General features: G+C 56.1%; 18 protein-coding genes. 15 read left to right on the top strand and 3 right to left on the bottom strand.

The window, feature by feature from the left end; all coding sequences use genetic code 11:
- Positions 1 to 34: 34 nt before the first annotated feature.
- The gene (gene rne, locus CDA56_RS21490; RefSeq protein WP_049103761.1) at positions 35 to 3,289 is read right to left on the bottom strand and encodes a ribonuclease E; all 3,255 of its coding nucleotides are present in this window, start codon (positions 3,287 to 3,289) and stop codon (positions 35 to 37) included.
- A gap of 697 nt (positions 3,290 to 3,986) precedes the next feature.
- Between rne and rluC the strand changes: the two genes are divergently transcribed.
- Complete coding sequence (gene rluC / locus CDA56_RS21480; RefSeq protein ID WP_014228836.1) at positions 3,987 to 4,940, top strand: 23S rRNA pseudouridine(955/2504/2580) synthase RluC; 954 nt, start codon at positions 3,987 to 3,989, stop codon at positions 4,938 to 4,940.
- Between the two features lie 12 nt (positions 4,941 to 4,952).
- On the opposite strand, the gene CDA56_RS21475 is transcribed toward rluC, so the two are convergent.
- Both CDA56_RS21475 and CDA56_RS21470 read right to left on the bottom strand, forming a co-directional pair.
- On the bottom strand, positions 4,953 to 6,098 hold the full coding sequence (locus CDA56_RS21475; protein ID WP_048261578.1) for a dienelactone hydrolase family protein: 1,146 nt from the start codon (positions 6,096 to 6,098) through the stop codon (positions 4,953 to 4,955).
- 199 nt (positions 6,099 to 6,297) lie between these two features.
- Entirely contained in the window at positions 6,298 to 6,882 is a 585-nt protein-coding gene (locus tag CDA56_RS21470; protein WP_004849894.1) for a Maf family protein, read from the bottom strand.
- A gap of 141 nt (positions 6,883 to 7,023) precedes the next feature.
- Here CDA56_RS21470 and yceD point away from each other — a divergent pair, with 141 nt between their 5' ends.
- The 14 genes from yceD (at position 7,024) to ptsG (ending at position 19,659) form a co-directional block, all read left to right on the top strand.
- Entirely contained in the window at positions 7,024 to 7,545 is a 522-nt protein-coding gene (yceD, locus tag CDA56_RS21465; protein ID WP_004849895.1) for a 23S rRNA accumulation protein YceD, read from the top strand.
- A gap of 16 nt (positions 7,546 to 7,561) precedes the next feature.
- The gene (rpmF, locus tag CDA56_RS21460; RefSeq protein WP_004101077.1) at positions 7,562 to 7,735 is read left to right on the top strand and encodes a 50S ribosomal protein L32; all 174 of its coding nucleotides are present in this window, start codon (positions 7,562 to 7,564) and stop codon (positions 7,733 to 7,735) included.
- Between the two features lie 202 nt (positions 7,736 to 7,937).
- Positions 7,938 to 9,035 carry a phosphate acyltransferase PlsX gene (gene plsX / locus CDA56_RS21455; RefSeq protein WP_071846169.1) on the top strand — a complete coding sequence of 366 codons (1,098 nt, stop codon included), beginning with the start codon at positions 7,938 to 7,940 and terminating at the stop codon, positions 9,033 to 9,035.
- A gap of 53 nt (positions 9,036 to 9,088) precedes the next feature.
- A complete protein-coding gene (locus CDA56_RS21450) occupies positions 9,089 to 10,042 on the top strand; it encodes a beta-ketoacyl-ACP synthase III (RefSeq protein WP_004131395.1) in 954 nt (317 codons plus the stop codon).
- A gap of 15 nt (positions 10,043 to 10,057) precedes the next feature.
- The gene (gene fabD, locus CDA56_RS21445) at positions 10,058 to 10,987 is read left to right on the top strand and encodes an ACP S-malonyltransferase (RefSeq protein WP_025106909.1); all 930 of its coding nucleotides are present in this window, start codon (positions 10,058 to 10,060) and stop codon (positions 10,985 to 10,987) included.
- A 12-nt stretch (positions 10,988 to 10,999) separates the two neighbouring features.
- Positions 11,000 to 11,734 carry a 3-oxoacyl-ACP reductase FabG gene (fabG, locus tag CDA56_RS21440; RefSeq protein WP_004131399.1) on the top strand — a complete coding sequence of 245 codons (735 nt, stop codon included), beginning with the start codon at positions 11,000 to 11,002 and terminating at the stop codon, positions 11,732 to 11,734.
- A gap of 210 nt (positions 11,735 to 11,944) precedes the next feature.
- A complete protein-coding gene (gene acpP, locus CDA56_RS21435; protein ID WP_000103754.1) occupies positions 11,945 to 12,181 on the top strand; it encodes an acyl carrier protein in 237 nt (78 codons plus the stop codon).
- Between the two features lie 89 nt (positions 12,182 to 12,270).
- Positions 12,271 to 13,512 (top strand): beta-ketoacyl-ACP synthase II, encoded by a 1,242-nt coding sequence (gene fabF, locus CDA56_RS21430; protein ID WP_103814013.1) that lies wholly within the window; start codon positions 12,271 to 12,273, stop codon positions 13,510 to 13,512.
- Between the two features lie 145 nt (positions 13,513 to 13,657).
- Positions 13,658 to 14,467, top strand: a complete 810-nt coding sequence (pabC, locus tag CDA56_RS21425; RefSeq protein ID WP_025106910.1) for an aminodeoxychorismate lyase — start codon at positions 13,658 to 13,660, stop codon at positions 14,465 to 14,467.
- Positions 14,468 to 14,469: 2 nt separating this feature from the next.
- Entirely contained in the window at positions 14,470 to 15,492 is a 1,023-nt protein-coding gene (yceG, locus tag CDA56_RS21420; RefSeq protein WP_103814015.1) for a cell division protein YceG, read from the top strand.
- Positions 15,482 to 16,123 (top strand): dTMP kinase, encoded by a 642-nt coding sequence (gene tmk, locus CDA56_RS21415; protein ID WP_025106911.1) that lies wholly within the window; start codon positions 15,482 to 15,484, stop codon positions 16,121 to 16,123. The genes yceG and tmk overlap by 11 nt, the downstream gene beginning before the upstream one ends.
- A complete protein-coding gene (gene holB / locus CDA56_RS21410) occupies positions 16,120 to 17,124 on the top strand; it encodes a DNA polymerase III subunit delta' (RefSeq protein WP_104011422.1) in 1,005 nt (334 codons plus the stop codon). The genes tmk and holB overlap by 4 nt, the downstream gene beginning before the upstream one ends.
- Positions 17,125 to 17,134: 10 nt before the next feature.
- A complete protein-coding gene (locus CDA56_RS21405) occupies positions 17,135 to 17,929 on the top strand; it encodes a metal-dependent hydrolase (RefSeq protein ID WP_032749596.1) in 795 nt (264 codons plus the stop codon).
- A 296-nt stretch (positions 17,930 to 18,225) separates the two neighbouring features.
- Entirely contained in the window at positions 18,226 to 19,659 is a 1,434-nt protein-coding gene (ptsG, locus tag CDA56_RS21400; protein WP_014228844.1) for a PTS glucose transporter subunit IIBC, read from the top strand.
- Positions 19,660 to 19,717: the final 58 nt, after the last annotated feature.

Genomic DNA, 19,717 nt, shown 5'->3' with positions numbered 1-19,717 from the left:
ACCGGCCGCGGGGGCCGGTCTTTTCGAGGTGACGTTACTCTACGGGCTGCGGACGGGTAGGTCCGGCAGCGGCTTTGTGCGTGGCGCTATGACCGCCAGCAGAACCTTTACCGTCAAAATCAAAGTTCGGGCGAACCCACTCGCTTTGACGAGGCGCTTCAGGTACGTAGTCTGGCGCTGGGGCGCGGGTCATCGGCGCCGTGGCGTGACGATTGGCGACCTTAACGACCGGCGCAGCCGTGACAACAGGTTGAGTCGCAACGACCGGCTCCGCCGCTGGTGCAGGTTCAACCACCGGTTCGGAAACAACAGGCGCTTCCTCAACAACCACCGCAGTCTCTTCAACCGCAACAGGTTCAGCGACCGCAGCTTCCGGTTCGACAGCCTCTTGCGCAACGACGTCAACGGCTTCTGCGACAACTTCTTCGGCCACGGCTTCATCGGCTTCGGCAATCAGCTGCGGCTGTTCATCAACCGGGGCGGCGATAGCCTCCGGATGCGTGGTTTCTACGACCGGAACTTCAGGTTCGTTAATCACCGCCACAGGCTCGGTAGTAGCCACTGGCTCGACTGCGCTTTCTGCGGCGACAGCCGGGGCAATGACGTCAGAGACAGCCGGCTCAGCGGCAGCCACTGGTGCGACGACGGGCTCAGCCGCAGTGGTTGAGAACTCCTGAACCTGCACGTCTTCCTGCTGCTGGTCCTGAGGGCGAACGACCGGGTAGCGGATCCACACTTTACCAGACGCCATTTCCGGCGATGCGCAGGCTACGGTCAGCGGCATCGGGGATTGCGTCGGGTAACGCTCATCACGGTAGCGACGACGGCGCTGGCCGCTGACGCGCAGGTGACGAGGGGAACGACGTGAACGACGCGGCATACCGTTGGATTCGCGGGCTTCACCGTTCTCATCATGTTCCGCAGCGGTTTCAACAACCGCCGGCAGGTCGACTTTCGCCAGTTCAGTGCGCGGCGCTGCGGCTTCCGGCTGGACGACCGGCGCTTCGGCGACCTGAGGCGCGGCTACCGGCTCGACAACCTGTTCAGCGGCGGCGGATTCAATACGCACCTTCTGCGCCAGCTGGCGAGGTTTACGACGCGGCATCGTCTGCACGCGCTCTTCCTGCTCGCTCTCCTGAACAACCGGCTCTTCGCGGGTTTGCGCTTTGGCTTCCTGCTGAACCTGACGTTTATCATCGTTACGACGGCGATTACGTTCGCGGCGCGGCTGCTGCTCGTCGCGCGCTTTGCCTTTTTCGCTATCTTCGACCGTTGTCTGGCGGATTTCGCGCGGCTCAGCGTTCTGCTGCTGCTTCTCACGACGGTTGCGGCGGTTTTCTTCACGAGACTCGCGGCCTTCGCTGTTCTCGGCACGACTATCGCGGTTCTCGCGGCTATCGCGATTATCCCGGTTGTCGCGGCGGTCATTGCGATCGCGGCGGTTGTTGGAGCGCGGTTTACGACGATCCTGCTGACGCTCGGATTTCTCTTCCGCTTTTTTCTCAACCTGAACTTCTGCCGGTTTAGTCTCTTCCTCGCTGGAGAACATATTTTTCAGCGCGCTGAAGAAGCGGGCAACCAGGCCAGGCTGCGCCGGCGCTGCCGCTTTCGGTGCGGATGCGGCAGGCGCAACGGTAGCCGCGGCTCTGGCCGGCTCTTCCTGGGCCGGAGCCGGAGGCGCGTCAGGCATGACAAAAGCAGCCAGCGCCGGTTGTTCCGGGAGTTTACGCTCGGCCGGCTCTTCATCAGAAGGCATGGCCATCTCTTCTTCGTGCAGTTTCGGCAGCAGATAGCTCAGCGTGGAGGTCTCTTCGCCCTTACGCACGCGCAGAACAGAGTAGTGCGGCGTTTCCATCTGGTCGTTTGGCACGATAATAACGCGCACATCGGCCTGACGGGTTTCAATCGCGCTTACCGCGGCACGTTTTTCGTTCAGCAGGTAAGAGGCAATCGGCACCGGTACGATAGCGTGAACTTCTTTGGTGTTCTCTTTCAGCGCTTCTTCTTCGATCAAACGCAGAATAGAAAGCGACAGCGATTCGTTATCGCGCACGGTACCCGTTCCGCTACAGCGCGGGCAGACGTGATGGCTGGACTCCCCGAGCGACGGGCTCAGGCGCTGACGCGACATCTCCAGCAGTCCAAAGCGGGAAATATGGCTGATCTGGATGCGCGCTCTGTCCTGACGGACGGCTTCGCGCAGGCGGTTTTCTACCGCACGCTGGTGGCGAACCGGGGTCATATCGATGAAGTCGATAACGATCAGGCCGCCAAGGTCGCGCAGACGCAGCTGACGAGCGATTTCATCGGCTGCTTCAAGGTTGGTATTAAACGCCGTTTCTTCGATGTCGCCGCCGCGGGTGGCGCGTGCGGAGTTGATATCGATAGCGGTCAGCGCTTCGGTGCTGTCGATAACGATAGAACCGCCGGAAGGCAGACGCACTTCACGCTGGAAAGCGGACTCAATCTGCGATTCGATTTGATAGTGGCTGAACAGCGGGATTTCCCCGGTGTACAGTTTGATTTTGCTGCTGAAATCCGGACGACCCAGCGCCGCAATGTGCTGGCGAGCCAGCTCAAGCACCTTCGGGTTGTCGATAAGGATTTCGCCGATATCCTGACGCAGATAGTCGCGGAAAGCGCGCACGATGACGTTGCTTTCCTGATGGATCAGGAACGGAGCAGGGCGGCTGTCTGCGGCTTTCTGGATGGCTTCCCAGTGCTTCAGGCGGAAGCTTAAGTCCCACTGCAGCGCTTCGGCGGATTTGCCGACGCCAGCGGTGCGGACGATAAGTCCCATGCCGTCCGGCAGCTCAAGGCTGGCCAGCGCTTCTTTGAGTTCGGTGCGATCGTCACCCTCGATGCGGCGTGAAATACCGCCAGCGCGTGGGTTATTCGGCATCAGCACCAGATAGCTACCCGCCAGGCTGATAAAGGTGGTCAGCGCGGCGCCTTTATTGCCACGCTCTTCTTTATCGATCTGGACAATCACTTCCTGGCCTTCACGCAGCACGTCCTTGATGTTTGGACGACCGTGAGAATTGTAGTTGGCAGGGAAGTATTCGCGGGCAATTTCTTTGAGAGGGAGGAAACCATGACGCTCGGCACCATAATCAACAAATGCGGCTTCGAGGCTAGGTTCAATACGAGTGATTTTGCCTTTGTAGATGTTCGCTTTTTTCTGTTCGTGCCCGGGGCTTTCGATATCCAGGTCGTACAGGCGCTGCCCATCAACAAGGGCGACGCGCAACTCTTCCTGCTGAGTTGCGTTGATTAACATTCTTTTCATCGTAACTTACTCATTATTCTTACATTGACGACTAAGCTACGGGCAGAGTAACGCCTTACCGGGGAAAACCGATGGCCTCGTGTCTGTTTCACGTCGCCAACCTCACGGCTGTCGCGCGCTTAAGAGGCGCAGAGTGTCGGTCGCCTGTATTTCAAACGGAAACACAGCGCACTTATCAGGGGAACTGCCTGGGATGTATCACCAGAGAAGATTCCATTTATACCCATCGTTTTTCATGCAGCAGGCGTGGCGGCTTAACCTGCTCATCTTAATCATTTGATCCAGATGAGCGCCGGGATATCCCAGTGTGAACGCCTTCCTGCGACGTGAAATCCATAGAGCCTGTACCGGTAAGGACTGCAACCCGCAGCCCGCTAACTGTCTGAAAGATCAATACGTCTTACGCCATTGCTGCGTTGATGATCGGTCAGACAAAATTGGTCATTCCGCTAATTTCTTGTTCTAACAAGTTTCAGCACGGAATACTGCATCATTATTCCATTGCTAAGCTCGTTATAGCAAGTTGACTTTCACCTTTTATCACCCGGTTACTCACAGTTTTTTCACCCGCGTATACAGATTGTTCTAATAACAAACAAAACGATGATGAAGCGTACTGTGAAATCCGGATGATGATAAATATAAGCATATAAAAATGAGTGGCGCTAATGCGTCGGGCTATTTAGAATCGCGCACCATGAAAACTGAGATCCCAAGCGTAAAAATGGTTGCCATTGCTGATGATGAAGCCGGGCAACGTATCGACAACTTTTTGCGTACGCAGCTGAAGGGCGTACCGAAGAGCATGATTTATCGCATCTTGCGTAAAGGCGAGGTGCGGGTTAACAAAAAGCGCGTGAAGCCGGAATATAAACTGGAAGCCGGCGACGAAGTGCGCATCCCGCCGGTTCGCGTCTCTGAGAAAGAAGAAGAGGCGGTCTCTCCACACCTGCAAAAAGTGGCCGCGCTGGCCGATGTGATTTTATATGAAGACGATCATATCCTGGTGCTTAACAAGCCTTCCGGAACGGCGGTACACGGCGGCAGCGGATTGAGCTTTGGCGTAATTGAAGGTCTGCGCGCGCTGCGTCCGGAAGCGCGTTTCCTGGAGCTGGTGCATCGCCTGGATCGCGACACCTCCGGCGTGCTGCTGGTCGCCAAAAAGCGCTCCGCGCTGCGTTCCCTGCACGAGCAGCTGCGCGACAAAGGAATGCAGAAGGATTACCTGGCGCTGGTGCGCGGGCAGTGGCAGTCGCATACTAAAGTGGTGCAGGCACCGCTGCTGAAAAATATTCTGCAGAGTGGTGAGCGCATTGTGCGGGTTAACCAGGAGGGGAAACCGTCGGAGACGCGCTTTAAAGTTGAAGAGCGTTATACCCATGCGACGCTGGTGCGCTGCAGCCCGGTGACCGGTCGTACGCATCAAATCCGCGTGCATACGCAATACGCCGGCCACCCTATTGCTTTTGACGACCGCTACGGCGACCGTGAATTTGATAAGCAGCTGGCGGGCACCGGCCTTAACCGGCTGTTTCTGCATGCGGCGGCGCTGAAGTTTACCCATCCGGGTAGCGGGGAGATTATGCGCATTGAAGCCCCCTTAGATAATCAGCTTAAGCGCTGCCTGCAGGTCTTGCGTAACGCGAAATAACCGCGCTCAGGCTCAGGGTTTGAGCCACCTGGCAAGCCAGGGGAAAACTTCTTCCTGCTGTTGTTGATTAAAAACGTGGCCCACTTCCGGCCACGTTTTTGTTTCCAGCTTATCCTGCGCGTTTTGCGACGCCCACACTTTATGTACTTTTGCGAAGGCCTCGTTAACGGCTTCCGCCGGGAAGAGCTTATCTTGTCCGCCGCTGTAAATAAGCATCGGTTTTGGCGCGGCAATGCTGGCGATATCGGGAATATCGAGGCGTCCGGATAAGCCAGGGTGAAGCATATAAAACGCCGACTGGCCGCGCAAAACGTTGTTGCCAGGCTGCATCAGGCCGTTCCAGGTTCCAAACCAGGATATAACCGCAGTCGCGGCGACTTTGTCAGACAGGGCGGCCAGCTGCCAGGCGCGAAAACCGCCCATTGAGAAACCCACGACCCCAATGCGTTGACTATCAACCGTTTTTAAAGTGCTGAGGAAATCGACGGTACGCAGATCTTCATAGGCGACTTCACCAGCCAGCGAGCGCCCCAGGTTAAAGTAGTTGCTGGCGAGGGCCTGCTGCTGCTCGTAGACCATCGGCCCTCGGTCCCCCCAACCCGGGCTATCAATGGCGATGACGACATAGCCGCGCTGCGCCAGTTCATCGCCGATAAACCGACCGCTGAAAAATTTATCCGCCCACGCCTCAGCGCTGGCCAGCCGTGCGGCGTCGTTCCACGGACGGATTAGCTTCTCCTTACCGATATCAAACTTTGAGCCATGGTCGTGCAGCAGAACAATTGCCGGGTGAGGGCCGGGGGAATTTGGCGTCAACATCAGCGCGGCAATCCTGTTATCGTCGGTTACGTTGAAGGCCAGCTTCTCGGCGGTATACGCGCCTCGATTTTCTCTCATCAGCGTTTGCGGCGCGAAGGGGAGTGTCGACGCCGGGGTTAGCAGAGACTGCCGAAGCAGCGTACGGGCCTGCTGTCGCCATTGCTCAAAATCACGGTAGTGGCCAGAGAGCCACGAGTCCGGGTAGGTCATCTGCGCTTTCAACTGCTGCCAGGAGGCGGGGAGATTGCCCTCTACGATGCCCTGGCGCTGCCAGTCATGGGCATTAACGCCGGCGGCGGCCAGCAGGGTGAGGGTCAAAAGCGTAGCGCGGGTTGGCATAGTGGCTCCATTTAAAAATAAAACAACGTTTCATAATGGATTCTAATGGCGCGGGTAAAATAAACTGTGACAGGCGATGCATTAATTAAGTTGGGGTAAACCTGCTCTGCTCCGTTGGGCAGCGGGTAAAACGCGTTGTAAAGTGGCGGCACGCGGCCTCAGGAAGAGACCGCGTGGGATCGGGAGGCCTTTATCATGTTTACGTGAGCAGGGGATTCAACGCTTCCCGGCGCAGCATCTGGCACAGGGCAATGAGCGGCAAACCGACCAGCGCGTTGGGATCGCGCCCCTCAAGCCGTTCGAATAGCGTGATGCCTAAACCTTCGCTTTTAAAGCTTCCGGCGCACTGCAGCGGGTTTTCCTTGCGGATATAGCTCTCAATTTCCTGGTCGCTTAAACGGCGGAAATGAACGTCGAAAGGTTCGCATTCCGTTTGTAGATGACCGTTGGCGGAATTGTACAGCGCCAGGCCGGTATAGAACGTGACGATGGTGCCGCTGGCCTTTCTCAGCTGGCGATGGGCGTTTTCTTCCGTATGCGGTTTGCCGGTAATTTCACCGTCCAGGACACAAACCTGATCGGAGCCTATAATGAGGTGCTGTGGGTAGCGTGCGGCAAGGGCCTGCGCCTTTGCCTGCGCCAGACGCATCACCAGCTGGCGGGCAGGTTCGCCGGGCAGCGGGGTTTCATCAACGTTCGGCGCAGCGCATTCAAAAGGCACCGACAGTTTTTCCAGCAGCATTCGCCGCCACGGCGAGGTTGACGCGAGGATTAGTTCAGACATATTTTTTCATCCACATATAGCGCTTCGCAGAGCATCATTTTAAACTATGCGCCGCAATGTGTGCGAATAAATGGCAAAAGGCAACCTGAGGCTGCCTTTTTCTTTGACTCTATGACGTTACAAAGTTAATATGCGCGCCCTATGCAAAAGGTAAAATTACCCCTGACTCTCGATCCGGTTCGCACGGCTCAAAAACGCTTAGATTACCAAGGTATCTATACCCGTGATCAGGCTGTGCGTGTCGCTGATTCTGTTGTCAGCGTGGACAGCGATGTGGAATGCAGCATGTCGTTCGCTATCGATAACCAGCGTCTTGCCGTTTTAAGCGGCGATGCGACGGTGTCGGTAACCCTCGAATGTCAGCGTTGCGGGAAACCGTTCCCCCATCATGTTCACACAACGTATTGTTTCAGCCCCGTCAGAAATGACGAACAGGCCGAAGCACTGCCGGAAGCGTATGAGCCGATTGAGGTTAACGAATTCGGTGAAATCGATCTGCTGGCGCTGGTTGAAGATGAAATCATCCTCGCCTTGCCCGTAGTTCCGGTGCATGATTCTGAACACTGTGAAGTGTCCGACGCGGACATGGTCTTTGGTGAACTGCCTGAAGAGGCACAAAAACCAAATCCATTTGCCGTATTAGCCAGCTTAAAGCATAAGTAATTGAGGAGTAAGGTCCATGGCCGTACAACAGAATAAACCAACCCGTTCCAAACGTGGCATGCGTCGTTCCCATGACGCGCTGACCGCAGTCACCAGCCTGTCTGTAGACAAAGCTTCTGGTGAAAAACACCTGCGTCACCACATCACTGCCGACGGTTTCTACCGCGGTCGCAAGGTTATCGCTAAGTAATCACGCATTACTCCATGGATTTCGCGTTGCAAGAAGACGCAAGCGAGAGAAGCACCAGGAGCATAGCTCACTATGTGACTGGTGTGAACGAGCGTAGTCAACGCACTTGCCGCGTGAAAGACGAAGAGTAAAAGCGTGATGAAGCTTAGTGAGGATCTCCCCGGGTAACTGGGGAATAACCGAACCGAGCAGCGACGATACCTTGACACGTCTAACCCTGGCGTTAGATGTCATGGGCGGGGATTTTGGCCCTTCCGTGACAGTGCCTGCAGCATTGCAGGCACTGAACTCTAATTCACAACTCACACTTCTTTTAGTCGGCGATCCCGACACTATCGCGCCATTACTTGCCAAAGCTGATTTTGAACAACGTTCACGTCTGCAGGTTATCCCTGCGCAGTCAGTTATTGCCAGTGATGCTCGACCCGCGCAAGCGATTCGCGCCAGTCGCGGTAGCTCAATGCGCATTGCGCTTGAGTTAGTGAAAGAAGGGCGGGCGGAGGCCTGCGTCAGTGCGGGTAATACCGGAGCGCTGATGGGGCTGGCGAAGCTGCTGCTTAAGCCCATTGAGGGGATTGAGCGCCCTGCGCTGGTTACTATGTTGCCGCATCAGCTGAAGGGCAAAACGGTGGTGCTGGATTTAGGCGCTAACGTGGATTGCGATAGCACAATGCTGGTGCAGTTTGCCATCATGGGGGCGGTTCTTGCCGAAGAAGCGATCGGTATTAAGGATCCCCGCGTTGCGCTTCTGAATATCGGCGAAGAAGAGATGAAAGGTCTCAGCAGCATTCGCGACGCGGCGGCGGTTTTGAAGACCCTGCCAACCCTCAACTATATTGGGTATCTGGAAGCCAACGAATTGTTGACGGGCAAGACGGATGTTTTGGTTTGTGATGGATTCACGGGCAACGTCACATTAAAAACGATGGAAGGTGTTGTCAGAATGTTCCTTTCACTGTTGAAATCACAGGGAGAGGGGAAAAAAAGGTCGTGGTGGCTGCTTTTATTAAAGCGTTGGTTACAAAAAAGCCTGTCGAGGCGATTCAGTCACCTCAACCCCGACCAGTATAATGGTGCCTGTCTGTTAGGATTACGCGGTTCCGTGATTAAAAGTCATGGGGCTGCCAATCAGCGCGCTTTTTGCGTCGCGATAGAGCAGGCAGTGCAGGCTGTGCAGCGGCAGGTTCCTCAGCGAATTGCCGCTCGCCTGGAATCTTTATACCCTGCAGGTTTCGAATTGCCTGAAGGCGGCAGAAGCGGAAATTCCAGGCCTCAAACCCGGATGACCGGCAACGACTGACGCCTCGCAGTTTGAGTTAACCCGGTATATTACCCAAGAGTGACTGAGCGTACATGTATACGAAGATTATTGGTACCGGCAGCTATCTGCCTGAGCACGTGCGTACGAACGCTGAACTGGAAAATATGGTCGATACGTCTGACGAGTGGATTGTTACTCGTACCGGTATCCGCGAGCGTCGTATTGCCGCACCGAATGAAACAGTTGCTACGATGGGCCTTGAAGCCGCTAAGAATGCGCTGGACATGGCGGGCGTCAAGCCGGAGCAAATTGGTCTGATTATTGTTGCGACCACCTCCGGTACCCATGCGTTTCCTAGCTCGGCTTGCCAGATTCAATCAATGTTGGGTATTAAAGGCTGCCCGGCGTTTGACGTCGCTGCGGCCTGCGCGGGGTTCACCTACGCGCTCAGCGTTGCCGATCAATACGTGAAAAACGGTGCGGTGGATTACGCGCTGGTGATCGGCGCTGACGTGCTGGCGCGCACCTGCGATCCTGCCGATCGCGGAACCATTATTATTTTTGGCGATGGCGCCGGTGCCGTGGTGCTGGGCGCTTCTGAAGAGCCGGGCATCATCTCCACCCATCTGCACGCGGATGGCAGTTACGGCGAGCTGCTGACGCTGCCGAACGCCGATCGCGTCGAACCGGAAAACCCCATCTATCTGACGATGGCGGGTAATGAAGTCTTTAAGGTGGCGGTAACCGAGCTGGCGCACATCGTGGACGAGACTTTAGCTGCGAACAACCTCGAGCGCTCTGCGCTTGACTGGCTGGTGCCGCATCAGGCCAACCTGCGTATTATCAGCGCCACGGCGAAGAAGCTGGGCATGTCGATGGACAACGTGGTCGTCACGCTCGACAGACACGGCAATACGTCGGCGGCATCTGTTCCCTGTGCGCTGGATGAAGCCGTTCGCGATGGCCGCATTCAACGTGGTCAGCTTATTCTGCTGGAAGCCTTCGGTGGTGGTTTCACCTGGGGTTCCGCGCTGGTTCGTTTTTAGGATAAGGATTTAAACATGACGCAATTTGCTTTTGTGTTCCCGGGACAGGGCTCTCAGAGTGTCGGGATGCTGTCAGACATGGCGGCCGCTTACCCGGTCATTGAAGAGACGTTCCGTGAAGCCTCTGCGGCGTTGGGTTACGATCTGTGGGCGCTTGCACAGCAGGGCCCGGCGGAAGAGTTGAACAAAACCTGGCAGACGCAGCCGGCTCTGCTGACCGCCTCCGTAGCGCTGTATCGCGTCTGGCAGCAGCAGGGCGGTAAAGCGCCCGCTTTGCTGGCGGGCCACAGCCTCGGCGAATACTCTGCGCTGGTATGCGCAGGCGTTATTGATTTTGCTGATGCCGTCCGCCTGGTTGAGATGCGCGGCAGGTTTATGCAGGAAGCGGTACCGGAAGGTACCGGTGCGATGTCCGCGATCATCGGGCTTGACGACGCTGCGATTGCCAAAGCCTGCGAAGAATCTGCTGAAGGGCAGGTGGTTTCTCCGGTAAACTTTAACTCGCCAGGACAGGTGGTTATTGCGGGTAACAAAGAGGCCGTAGAGCGCGCGGGAGCCGCCTGTAAGGCTGCGGGTGCGAAACGTGCCCTGCCGCTGCCGGTCAGCGTACCGTCCCACTGCGCGCTGATGAAGCCGGCGGCGGAAAAACTGGCGGTTGAGCTGCAGAAAATCACCTTTAACGCGCCGACGATTGCGGTGGTAAACAACGTCGACGTGAAAAGTGAAACGGCGCCTGATGCTATCCGTGATGCCCTGGTTCGCCAGCTGTATAGTCCGGTTCAGTGGACCAAAACCGTTGAATTTATGGCATCACAGGGCGTAGAGCATCTGTATGAAGTTGGTCCGGGTAAAGTCCTCACCGGTCTGACTAAACGTATTGTTGACACCCTGACCGCTTCCGCGCTTAACGAGCCGGCGGCGATGTCTGCGGCGCTTGAGCAATAAAAGAGGAAAACCATGAGTTTTGAAGGAAAAATCGCGCTGGTTACCGGTGCAAGTCGCGGGATTGGCCGCGCAATCGCTGAAACGCTCGTTGCCCGTGGCGCGAAAGTTATCGGTACTGCGACCAGCGAGAGCGGCGCGCAGGCGATCAGCGATTATTTAGGTGCTAACGGTAAAGGTCTGCTGCTGAATGTGACCGATCCTGCATCTATCGAATCTGTTCTGGGAAATATTCGCGCAGAATTTGGTGAAGTTGATATCCTGGTGAACAATGCCGGGATTACTCGTGATAACCTGTTAATGCGCATGAAAGATGATGAGTGGAACGATATTATCGAAACCAACCTGTCATCTGTTTTCCGTCTGTCAAAAGCGGTAATGCGCGCTATGATGAAAAAGCGTCATGGACGTATTATCACTATCGGTTCTGTGGTTGGTACCATGGGAAATGCGGGTCAGGCCAACTACGCTGCGGCGAAAGCGGGTCTGATTGGCTTCAGTAAATCACTGGCTCGCGAAGTTGCGTCCCGCGGTATTACTGTAAACGTTGTTGCTCCGGGCTTTATTGAAACGGACATGACGCGTGCGCTGACCGATGAGCAGCGTGCGGGTACGCTGGCGGCAGTTCCTGCGGGGCGCTTAGGCTCTCCAAATGAAATCGCCAGCGCGGTGGCATTTTTAGCCTCTGACGAAGCGAGTTACATCACCGGTGAAACTCTGCACGTCAACGGCGGAATGTATATGGTCTGACCGAGATTTGTGCAAAACGCTCAGGAACCGCGCAGTCTGTGCGGTTCACCGTAATGTTTTGTACAAAATGATTTGCGTTATGAGGGCAAACAGCCGCAAAATAGCGTAAAATCGTGGTAAGACCTGCCGGGATTTAGTTGCAAATTTTTCAACATTTTATACACTACGAAAACCATCGCGAAAGCGAGTTTTGATAGGAAATTTAAGAGTATGAGCACTATCGAAGAACGCGTTAAGAAAATTATCGGCGAACAGCTGGGCGTTAAGCAGGAAGAAGTTACCAACAATGCTTCCTTCGTTGAAGACCTGGGCGCTGATTCTCTTGACACCGTTGAGCTGGTAATGGCTCTGGAAGAAGAGTTTGATACTGAGATTCCGGACGAAGAAGCTGAGAAAATCACTACTGTTCAGGCTGCCATTGATTACATCAACGGCCACCAGGCGTAAGTGAACATCTCCAGGCGGTCATTCGACCGCCTGAGTTTTATCTATATTTTGTCCCACAAGAATCTATTTTCCCTCCCTGGAGGACAACCGTGTCTAAGCGTCGTGTAGTTGTGACCGGACTGGGCATGTTGTCTCCTGTCGGCAATACCGTAGAGTCTACCTGGAAAGCTCTCCTTGCCGGTCAGAGTGGCATCAGCCTGATCGACCATTTCGATACTAGCGCCTATGCAACGAAATTTGCTGGCTTAGTAAAGGATTTTAACTGTGATGACTTCATCTCGCGCAAAGAACAGCGCAAGATGGACGCCTTCATTCAATATGGAATTGTCGCTGGCATTCAGGCCATGCAGGATTCTGGCCTTGAAGTGACGGAAGAGAATGCTACCCGCATCGGTGCCGCTATTGGTTCCGGTATTGGCGGGCTTGGCCTGATCGAAGAAAACCACAGTTCGCTGGTAAAAGGCGGACCGCGTAAGATCAGCCCGTTCTTTGTTCCTTCCACAATCGTTAACATGGTGGCCGGGCATCTGACCATCATGTTTGGTCTGCGTGGACCAAGCATTTCCATCGCAACCGCCTGCACGTCTGGCGTACACAACATTGGTCACGCCGCGCGCGTTATCGCCTATGGCGATGCTGACGCAATGGTCGCCGGTGGTGCGGAAAAAGCCAGTACCCCGCTGGGCGTAGGCGGCTTTGGTGCAGCGCGCGCGCTGTCCACGCGCAATGACAACCCGCAGGCGGCAAGCCGTCCATGGGATAAAGAGCGTGACGGTTTCGTGCTCGGCGACGGCGCCGGCATGGTCGTGCTGGAAGAGTATGAGCACGCGAAAAAACGCGGCGCGAAAATCTATGCGGAAATCGTCGGCTTTGGTATGAGCAGCGATGCCTACCATATGACTTCGCCACCGGAAGATGGTGCTGGAGCCGCGCTGGCGATGGTGAACGCCATTCGTGATGCTGGCATTGAAGCTAGCCAGATTGGCTACGTCAACGCCCACGGCACCTCTACGCCGGCAGGCGATAAAGCAGAAGCGCAGGCGGTGAAATCCGTCTTCGGTGACGCTGCCAGCCGCGTCATGGTCAGCTCGACTAAGTCAATGACCGGCCACCTGTTGGGCGCCGCGGGCGCAGTAGAGTCTATCTACTCCATCCTCGCGCTGCGCGATCGGGCGGTTCCGCCAACCATCAACCTGGATAACCCGGATGACGGTTGCGATCTGGACTTCATTCCGCACGAAGCGCGTCAGGTTAGCGATCTGGAGTATACCCTGTGTAACTCCTTCGGCTTCGGCGGCACTAACGGCTCGCTAATCTTTAAAAGGGTGTGATGCGCGCCTGACGCCACGTCTTTGCTGACGTCAATGCTCATCGAAAAACTGGCCCGCTCGTCGGGCCTTTTTTTATTCAGTTTTCTCCGCTTGTTCAATGTATCTCCTCCTGCGAAACTAACCGGCCAGCGATAAGGAGACTTTTATGTATTTGATAAATGGCGCTGAAAGTGAAACGCTTGCGGTGAACGATCGCAGCGTTCAGTTCGGCGATGGCTGCTTTACCACGGCGCGCATCGTCAGAGGCCGGGTTCAGCTGCTGTCAGCCCATCTGGCCCGCCTGCAGAAGGCCTGTGAACAGCTCTTTATCCCCTACGACGACTGGGCGCTATTAGCGCAGGAGATGGCGCATCTGGCACAGCCCCATCAGGATGGCGTGCTGAAGGTCATCATCACGCGCGGGGCGGGGGGGCGCGGATACAGCGCTGCCGGCTGCGTGAATCCCGTGAGAATCCTCAGCGTATCGCCCTGGCCGGAGCACTATCTTCGCTGGCGCGAGGAGGGGATCTCCGTGACGTTGAGCCCTGTCAGGCTGGGACGCAATCCCTCGCTCGCCGGCCTCAAACACCTTAATCGGCTGGAGCAGGTGCTGATTCGTTCTCATCTTGAGCAGACGGACGCCGATGAAGCGCTGGTCCTTGACAGCGACGGGTGGCTTACGGAATGCTGTGCCGCGAACTTATTCTGGCGTAAAGGATCCGACGTCTTTACCCCGCGCCTCGATCAGGCGGGGGTCAACGGTATTATGCGCCAGTACATTCTCGCTAAGCTGGCACCATCGCCGTTTCGCGTTGTCGAAGCCACCATGCGCCCCGAGGCGTTACGCGAAGCCGACGAGGTCCTTGTCTGTAACGCATTAATGCCGCTGGTGCCTGTTCGCCGCTGGAACGATAAACGTTGGTCCACGCGCGAGCTTTATCATTTTTTAGCCCCCTTGTGTGAGCTGTCTGATTAGCCATGAAGAAAATGTTACGTTTCATTCTGCTGTTGGTGGTGGTGCTGGGCATCGCCGCGGGCATCGGTATGTGGAAAGTTCGCCAGCTGGCGGACAGTAAGTTACTGATTAAAGAAGAGACCATCTTTACCCTTGAGGCCGGAACGGGGCGCCTGGCGCTTGGGCAACAGCTGTATAGCGATAAAGTCATTAACCGCCCTCGGGTGTTCCAGTGGTTGCTGCGCATCAAGCCTGAGCTGTCCCACTTTAAAGCCGGGACCTATCGCTTCACGCCTGATATGACGGTACGCCAGATGCTGCAGCTGCTCGCCAGCGGTAAAGAGGCGCAGTTTCCGCTGCGCTTCGTTGAAGGTATGCGGGTGAGTGACTACCTGCGTCAGCTGCGCGATGCGCCTTACGTCAAGCATACGCTGGCGGATGACAGCTATGAAACCGTGGCGAAGGCCCTTGAACTGGAACATCCCGATTGGGTTGAAGGCTGGTTCTGGCCGGATACCTGGATGTATACCGCCAATACCAGCGATGTGGCGATCCTTAAGCGCGCGCATCAGAAGATGGTTGCCGCGGTCGATAAAACCTGGGAAGGGCGGATGGAGAATCTGCCGTATCATGATAAGAATCAGCTGCTGACGATGGCCTCTATCATTGAAAAAGAGACGGCGCTGCCGGAAGAGCGCGACCGCGTCGCATCGGTATTTATTAATCGTTTACGTATCGGCATGCGTCTGCAAACCGATCCCACCGTGATTTACGGGATGGGGGAGAGTTATAATGGCAAATTGACGCGTAAAGACCTGGAAACGCCGACCGCTTACAATACCTATGCCATTAACGGTATGCCGCCCGGACCCATTGCCGCACCGGGCGAGGCCTCGCTGAACGCCGCCGCGCATCCGGCGAAAACGCCGTATCTTTATTTTGTCGCGGACGGTAAGGGCGGGCATACGTTTAACACCAACCTGGCCAGCCATAACCGCTCGGTTCAGGATTATTTGAAAGTACTTAAGGAAAAAAATGCGCAGTAACTATATCGTCATCGAGGGCCTGGAGGGCGCAGGGAAAACCACCGCGCGTGAATGTGTGGTAGAGACGCTAAAACAGCTGGGCGTTAGCGATATGGTGTTTACCCGCGAACCGGGCGGCACCATTCTGGCCGAGAAGCTGCGCAGCCTGGTGCTGGATATTCAGTCCACCGGCGATGAAGTGATTAATGATAAAGCGGAAGTGCTGATGTTTTACGCGGCGCGCGTACAGCTGGTAGAGACGGTGATTAAACCCGCTCTGGCGCGCGGTCAATGGGTCATTGGCGATCGTCACGATCTCTCTACCCAGGCCTATCAGGGCGGCGGTCGCGGTATCGACCAGACGATGCTGGCGACCCTGCGTGACGCGGTACTGGGAGACTTTCGTCCCCATCTGACGCTTTATCTTGATGTGACTCCGGAGGTGGGCCTGAAGCGCGCCCGCGCCCGCGGCGAACTTGACCGAATTGAGCAGGAGTCGCTGGATTTCTTTAATCGAACTCGCGCGCGCTACCTTGAACTGGCGGCGCAGGATCCCACCATCCGCACCGTTGACGCCACCCAGCCGCTGGAGGCCGTCGAGCGCGACATCCGTGCGGTGGTGAATCGGTGGGTTGCGGAGCAACTCCCATGAAATGGTATCCGTGGTTACGCCCGCCCTTTGAACAGCTGGTTGCCAGCTATCAGGCGGGACGGGGCCACCATGCGCTGATGGTCCAGGCGCTGCCGGGCATGGGGAGCGATGCGCTGATTTACGCGCTTTGTCGCTTTCTGATGTGCCGCCAGCCGGAAGGGCATAAAAGCTGCGGTCATTGCCACAGCTGTCAGCTGATGCAGGCCGGTACCCATCCTGATTATTATGCGTTGGCCCCGGAAAAGGGGAAGAGCTCGCTCGGGATCGATGCCGTGCGCGAAGTGAGCGAAAAGCTTTATGAGCACGCCCGGCTTGGCGGCGCGAAGGTGGTGTGGATAGGCGATGCCGCTATGCTGACGGATGCGGCGGCAAACGCGCTGCTGAAAACGCTGGAGGAGCCGCCGGAGAATACCTGGTTCTTCCTGGCCTGTCAGGAGCTAGCGCGCCTGCTGGCAACGCTGCGCAGCCGCTGTCGTTTGTATCACCTTGCTCCGCCTACAGAACGCTACGCGCTGGCGTGGTTAGAGCGTGAAGTGACGATGTCACAAGACGCGCTGCTCGCGGCGCTGCGGCTGAGCGCCAACGCGCCAGCGGCAGCGCTGGATCTGCTGCAGGATACTCACTGGGCACCGCGCCAGCAGCTTTGTCAGATCCTGGGTAATATTTTAACTCACGGCGACTGGCTGACGCTGTTGCCGATTTTGAACCATGAACAGGCCGCGATTCGCCTGCACTGGCTGGCATCGCTGCTGGTCGATGCGCAAAAAAGGCAGCAGGGGATTACGCTTATCAGCAATCCGGACGCCTGGCCACTGGTCAATCAGCTGGCCGCTGCGCTGCCGGCGGCGCGCCTGCAGGCGATTGCGCGTGACGTCAGCGCCTGCCGCGAACAGCTGTTGAGCGTTGTCGGCATTAATCGCGAACTGCTGCTAACCGAGCGCCTTCTGCGCTGGGAACATTACCTGCAACCCGGGGCGGTTCTTCCCGTATCCCACCTCTGAGAGAGACATCATGTTTTTAGTCGACTCCCATTGCCATCTCGATGGCCTGGATTATCAAACGCTGCATAAAGATGTGGACGATGTACTGGCAAAGGCTTCCGCGCGCGATGTGAAATTTTGCCTGGCGGTGGCGACGACGCTGCCGGGATACCGCGGTATGCGCGAGCTGGTGGGGCAGCGTCACGACGTCGTTTTTTCCTGCGGCGTCCATCCGTTAAACCAGGATGAAGAGTATGACGTTGAAGAGCTGCGCAAACTCGCAGCAGAGAACGGCGTCGTCGCGATGGGCGAGACCGGGCTCGATTATTTCTACACGCCGGAAACAAAAGCGCGTCAGCAGGCGTCGTTTCGCGATCATATCCGTATAGGCCGGGAGCTGAATAAGCCGGTTATTGTTCACACCCGCGATGCCCGCGCCGATACGCTGGAAATTTTACGCGAAGAAAAAGTGACGGATTGCGGTGGCGTACTACACTGTTTCACTGAGGATAGGGAGACAGCGGGTAAGCTGCTGGATATGGGGTTCTATATCTCGTTTTCCGGCATTGTGACGTTCCGTAATGCGGAGCAGCTTCGCGATGCTGCGCGCTATGTACCTCTCGATCGCCTGCTGGTGGAGACCGATTCGCCGTATCTGGCGCCGGTACCGCATCGCGGCAAAGAGAACCAGCCGGCGATGGTCAGGGACGTCGCCGAGTATATGGCGGTCCTCAAGGGCGTATCGCTGGAGCAGCTGGCACAACAGACGACTGAAAATTTCGCGACGCTTTTTCATATTGACCCCTCCCGGCTGCAACCTCTCTGATATTGCTTATTATTTTAAGGCTCGTAATTAATAGCTAAAGCGAGTAAAGTTCACCGCCACAAATGGGGCGGTGAAGGTTTTTTGGCAACATTCAGACACGAGTTATGTAAATCAATGTCAGTTTTTAATGGGTGTCTGATTGAAACGTGATAGCCGTCAAACAATCATCCCGGTAATTATTTTACTCTGTGTAATAAATAAAGGGCGCTTAGATGTCCTGTCCACGGCGCGGTTCTCCCCCGGGCCAATGCGTGAAAACGTAAAAAAGCACCAAATACTCAGGAGCACTCTCAATTATGTTTAAGAATGCATTTGCTAACCTGCAGAAGGTCGGTAAATCGCTGATGCTGCCGGTATCCGTACTGCCTATCGCAGGTATCCTGCTGGGCGTCGGTTCCGCAAACTTCAGCTGGCTGCCAGCCGTAGTTTCCCACGTCATGGCGGAAGCGGGCGGTTCGGTCTTCGCTAACATGCCGCTGATTTTTGCTATCGGTGTCGCACTTGGCTTCACCAATAACGACGGCGTATCCGCTCTGGCATCGGTCGTCGCTTACGGCATCATGGTGAAAACCATGGCCGTGGTTGCACCTCTGGTTCTGCATTTACCTGCTGAAGAGATTGCGGCTAAACACCTGGCGGATACCGGCGTCCTCGGCGGTATCATCTCCGGTGCCATCGCAGCCTACATGTTCAACCGCTTCTATCGCATTAAGCTGCCTGAGTATCTGGGCTTCTTTGCGGGCAAGCGTTTTGTGCCAATTATCTCCGGCCTGGCAGCGATCTTCACTGGCGTGATCCTGTCCTTTATCTGGCCACCGATCGGTACCGCAATCCAGACTTTCTCCCAGTGGGCCGCTTACCAGAACCCGGTTGTCGCGTTCGGTATCTACGGCTTCATTGAGCGCTGCCTGGTGCCGTTTGGTCTGCACCACATCTGGAACGTTCCTTTCCAGATGCAGATTGGTGAATACACCAACGCAGCAGGTCAGGTCTTCCACGGTGATATTCCGCGCTATATGGCAGGCGACCCGACTGCGGGCAAACTGTCCGGCGGCTTCCTGTTCAAAATGTACGGTCTGCCGGCCGCCGCTATCGCTATCTGGCACTCTGCCAAACCAGAAAACCGCGCGAAAGTGGGCGGTATCATGATCTCCGCAGCGCTGACCTCGTTCCTGACCGGTATTACCGAGCCGATCGAGTTCTCGTTCATGTTCGTTGCGCCGATCCTGTACATCATCCACGCGATTCTGGCAGGTCTGGCCTTCCCGATCTGTATCCTGCTGGGTATGCGTGACGGTACGTCGTTCTCTCACGGTCTGATCGACTTCATCGTTCTGTCTGGCAACAGCAGCAAGCTGTGGCTGTTCCCGATCGTCGGTATCTGCTACGCGATTGTTTACTACGTGGTGTTCCGCGTGCTGATCAAAGCGCTGGATCTGAAAACCCCGGGTCGTGAAGACGCCACCGAAGACAGCAAAGCTGGCGCGACCAGCGAAATGGCTCCGGCTCTGATTGCCGCGTTCGGCGGTAAAGAGAACATTACTAACCTCGACGCATGTATCACTCGTCTGCGCGTGAGCGTGGCGGATGTGGCGAAAGTTGATCAGGCTGGCCTGAAAAAACTGGGTGCCGCAGGCGTGGTTGTTGCAGGTTCAGGCGTTCAGGCTATTTTCGGTACCAAATCCGATAACCTGAAAACTGAAATGGATGAATACATCCGCAACAGCTAAGTTGTGATATGGGGAGACTAAGGCAGCCTACGGGCTGCCTTTTTTAATGGCCGCAGGC

Origin of the sequence: Klebsiella michiganensis, assembly GCF_002925905.1 — a bacterium.
Lineage (GTDB): Bacteria > Pseudomonadota > Gammaproteobacteria > Enterobacterales > Enterobacteriaceae > Klebsiella > Klebsiella michiganensis.
The sequence above is the reverse complement of the archived record's forward strand: the minus strand, read 5'-3'. Positions and strand labels throughout refer to the sequence as shown.

Excerpts from the sequence above, each read along its gene's own strand:
- rne (WP_049103761.1), bottom strand. The coding sequence starts at position 3,289 with ATGAAAAGAATGTTAATCAACGCAACTCAGCAGGAAGAGTTGCGCGTC.
- rluC (WP_014228836.1), top strand. The coding sequence starts at position 3,987 with ATGAAAACTGAGATCCCAAGCGTAAAAATGGTTGCCATTGCTGATGAT.
- CDA56_RS21475 (WP_048261578.1), bottom strand. The coding sequence starts at position 6,098 with ATGCCAACCCGCGCTACGCTTTTGACCCTCACCCTGCTGGCCGCCGCC.
- CDA56_RS21470 (WP_004849894.1), bottom strand. The coding sequence starts at position 6,882 with ATGTCTGAACTAATCCTCGCGTCAACCTCGCCGTGGCGGCGAATGCTG.
- yceD (WP_004849895.1), top strand. The coding sequence starts at position 7,024 with ATGCAAAAGGTAAAATTACCCCTGACTCTCGATCCGGTTCGCACGGCT.
- rpmF (WP_004101077.1), top strand. The coding sequence starts at position 7,562 with ATGGCCGTACAACAGAATAAACCAACCCGTTCCAAACGTGGCATGCGT.
- CDA56_RS21450 (WP_004131395.1), top strand. The coding sequence starts at position 9,089 with ATGTATACGAAGATTATTGGTACCGGCAGCTATCTGCCTGAGCACGTG.
- fabD (WP_025106909.1), top strand. The coding sequence starts at position 10,058 with ATGACGCAATTTGCTTTTGTGTTCCCGGGACAGGGCTCTCAGAGTGTC.
- fabG (WP_004131399.1), top strand. The coding sequence starts at position 11,000 with ATGAGTTTTGAAGGAAAAATCGCGCTGGTTACCGGTGCAAGTCGCGGG.
- acpP (WP_000103754.1), top strand. The coding sequence starts at position 11,945 with ATGAGCACTATCGAAGAACGCGTTAAGAAAATTATCGGCGAACAGCTG.
- pabC (WP_025106910.1), top strand. The coding sequence starts at position 13,658 with ATGTATTTGATAAATGGCGCTGAAAGTGAAACGCTTGCGGTGAACGAT.
- yceG (WP_103814015.1), top strand. The coding sequence starts at position 14,470 with ATGAAGAAAATGTTACGTTTCATTCTGCTGTTGGTGGTGGTGCTGGGC.
- tmk (WP_025106911.1), top strand. The coding sequence starts at position 15,482 with ATGCGCAGTAACTATATCGTCATCGAGGGCCTGGAGGGCGCAGGGAAA.
- holB (WP_104011422.1), top strand. The coding sequence starts at position 16,120 with ATGAAATGGTATCCGTGGTTACGCCCGCCCTTTGAACAGCTGGTTGCC.
- CDA56_RS21405 (WP_032749596.1), top strand. The coding sequence starts at position 17,135 with ATGTTTTTAGTCGACTCCCATTGCCATCTCGATGGCCTGGATTATCAA.
- ptsG (WP_014228844.1), top strand. The coding sequence starts at position 18,226 with ATGTTTAAGAATGCATTTGCTAACCTGCAGAAGGTCGGTAAATCGCTG.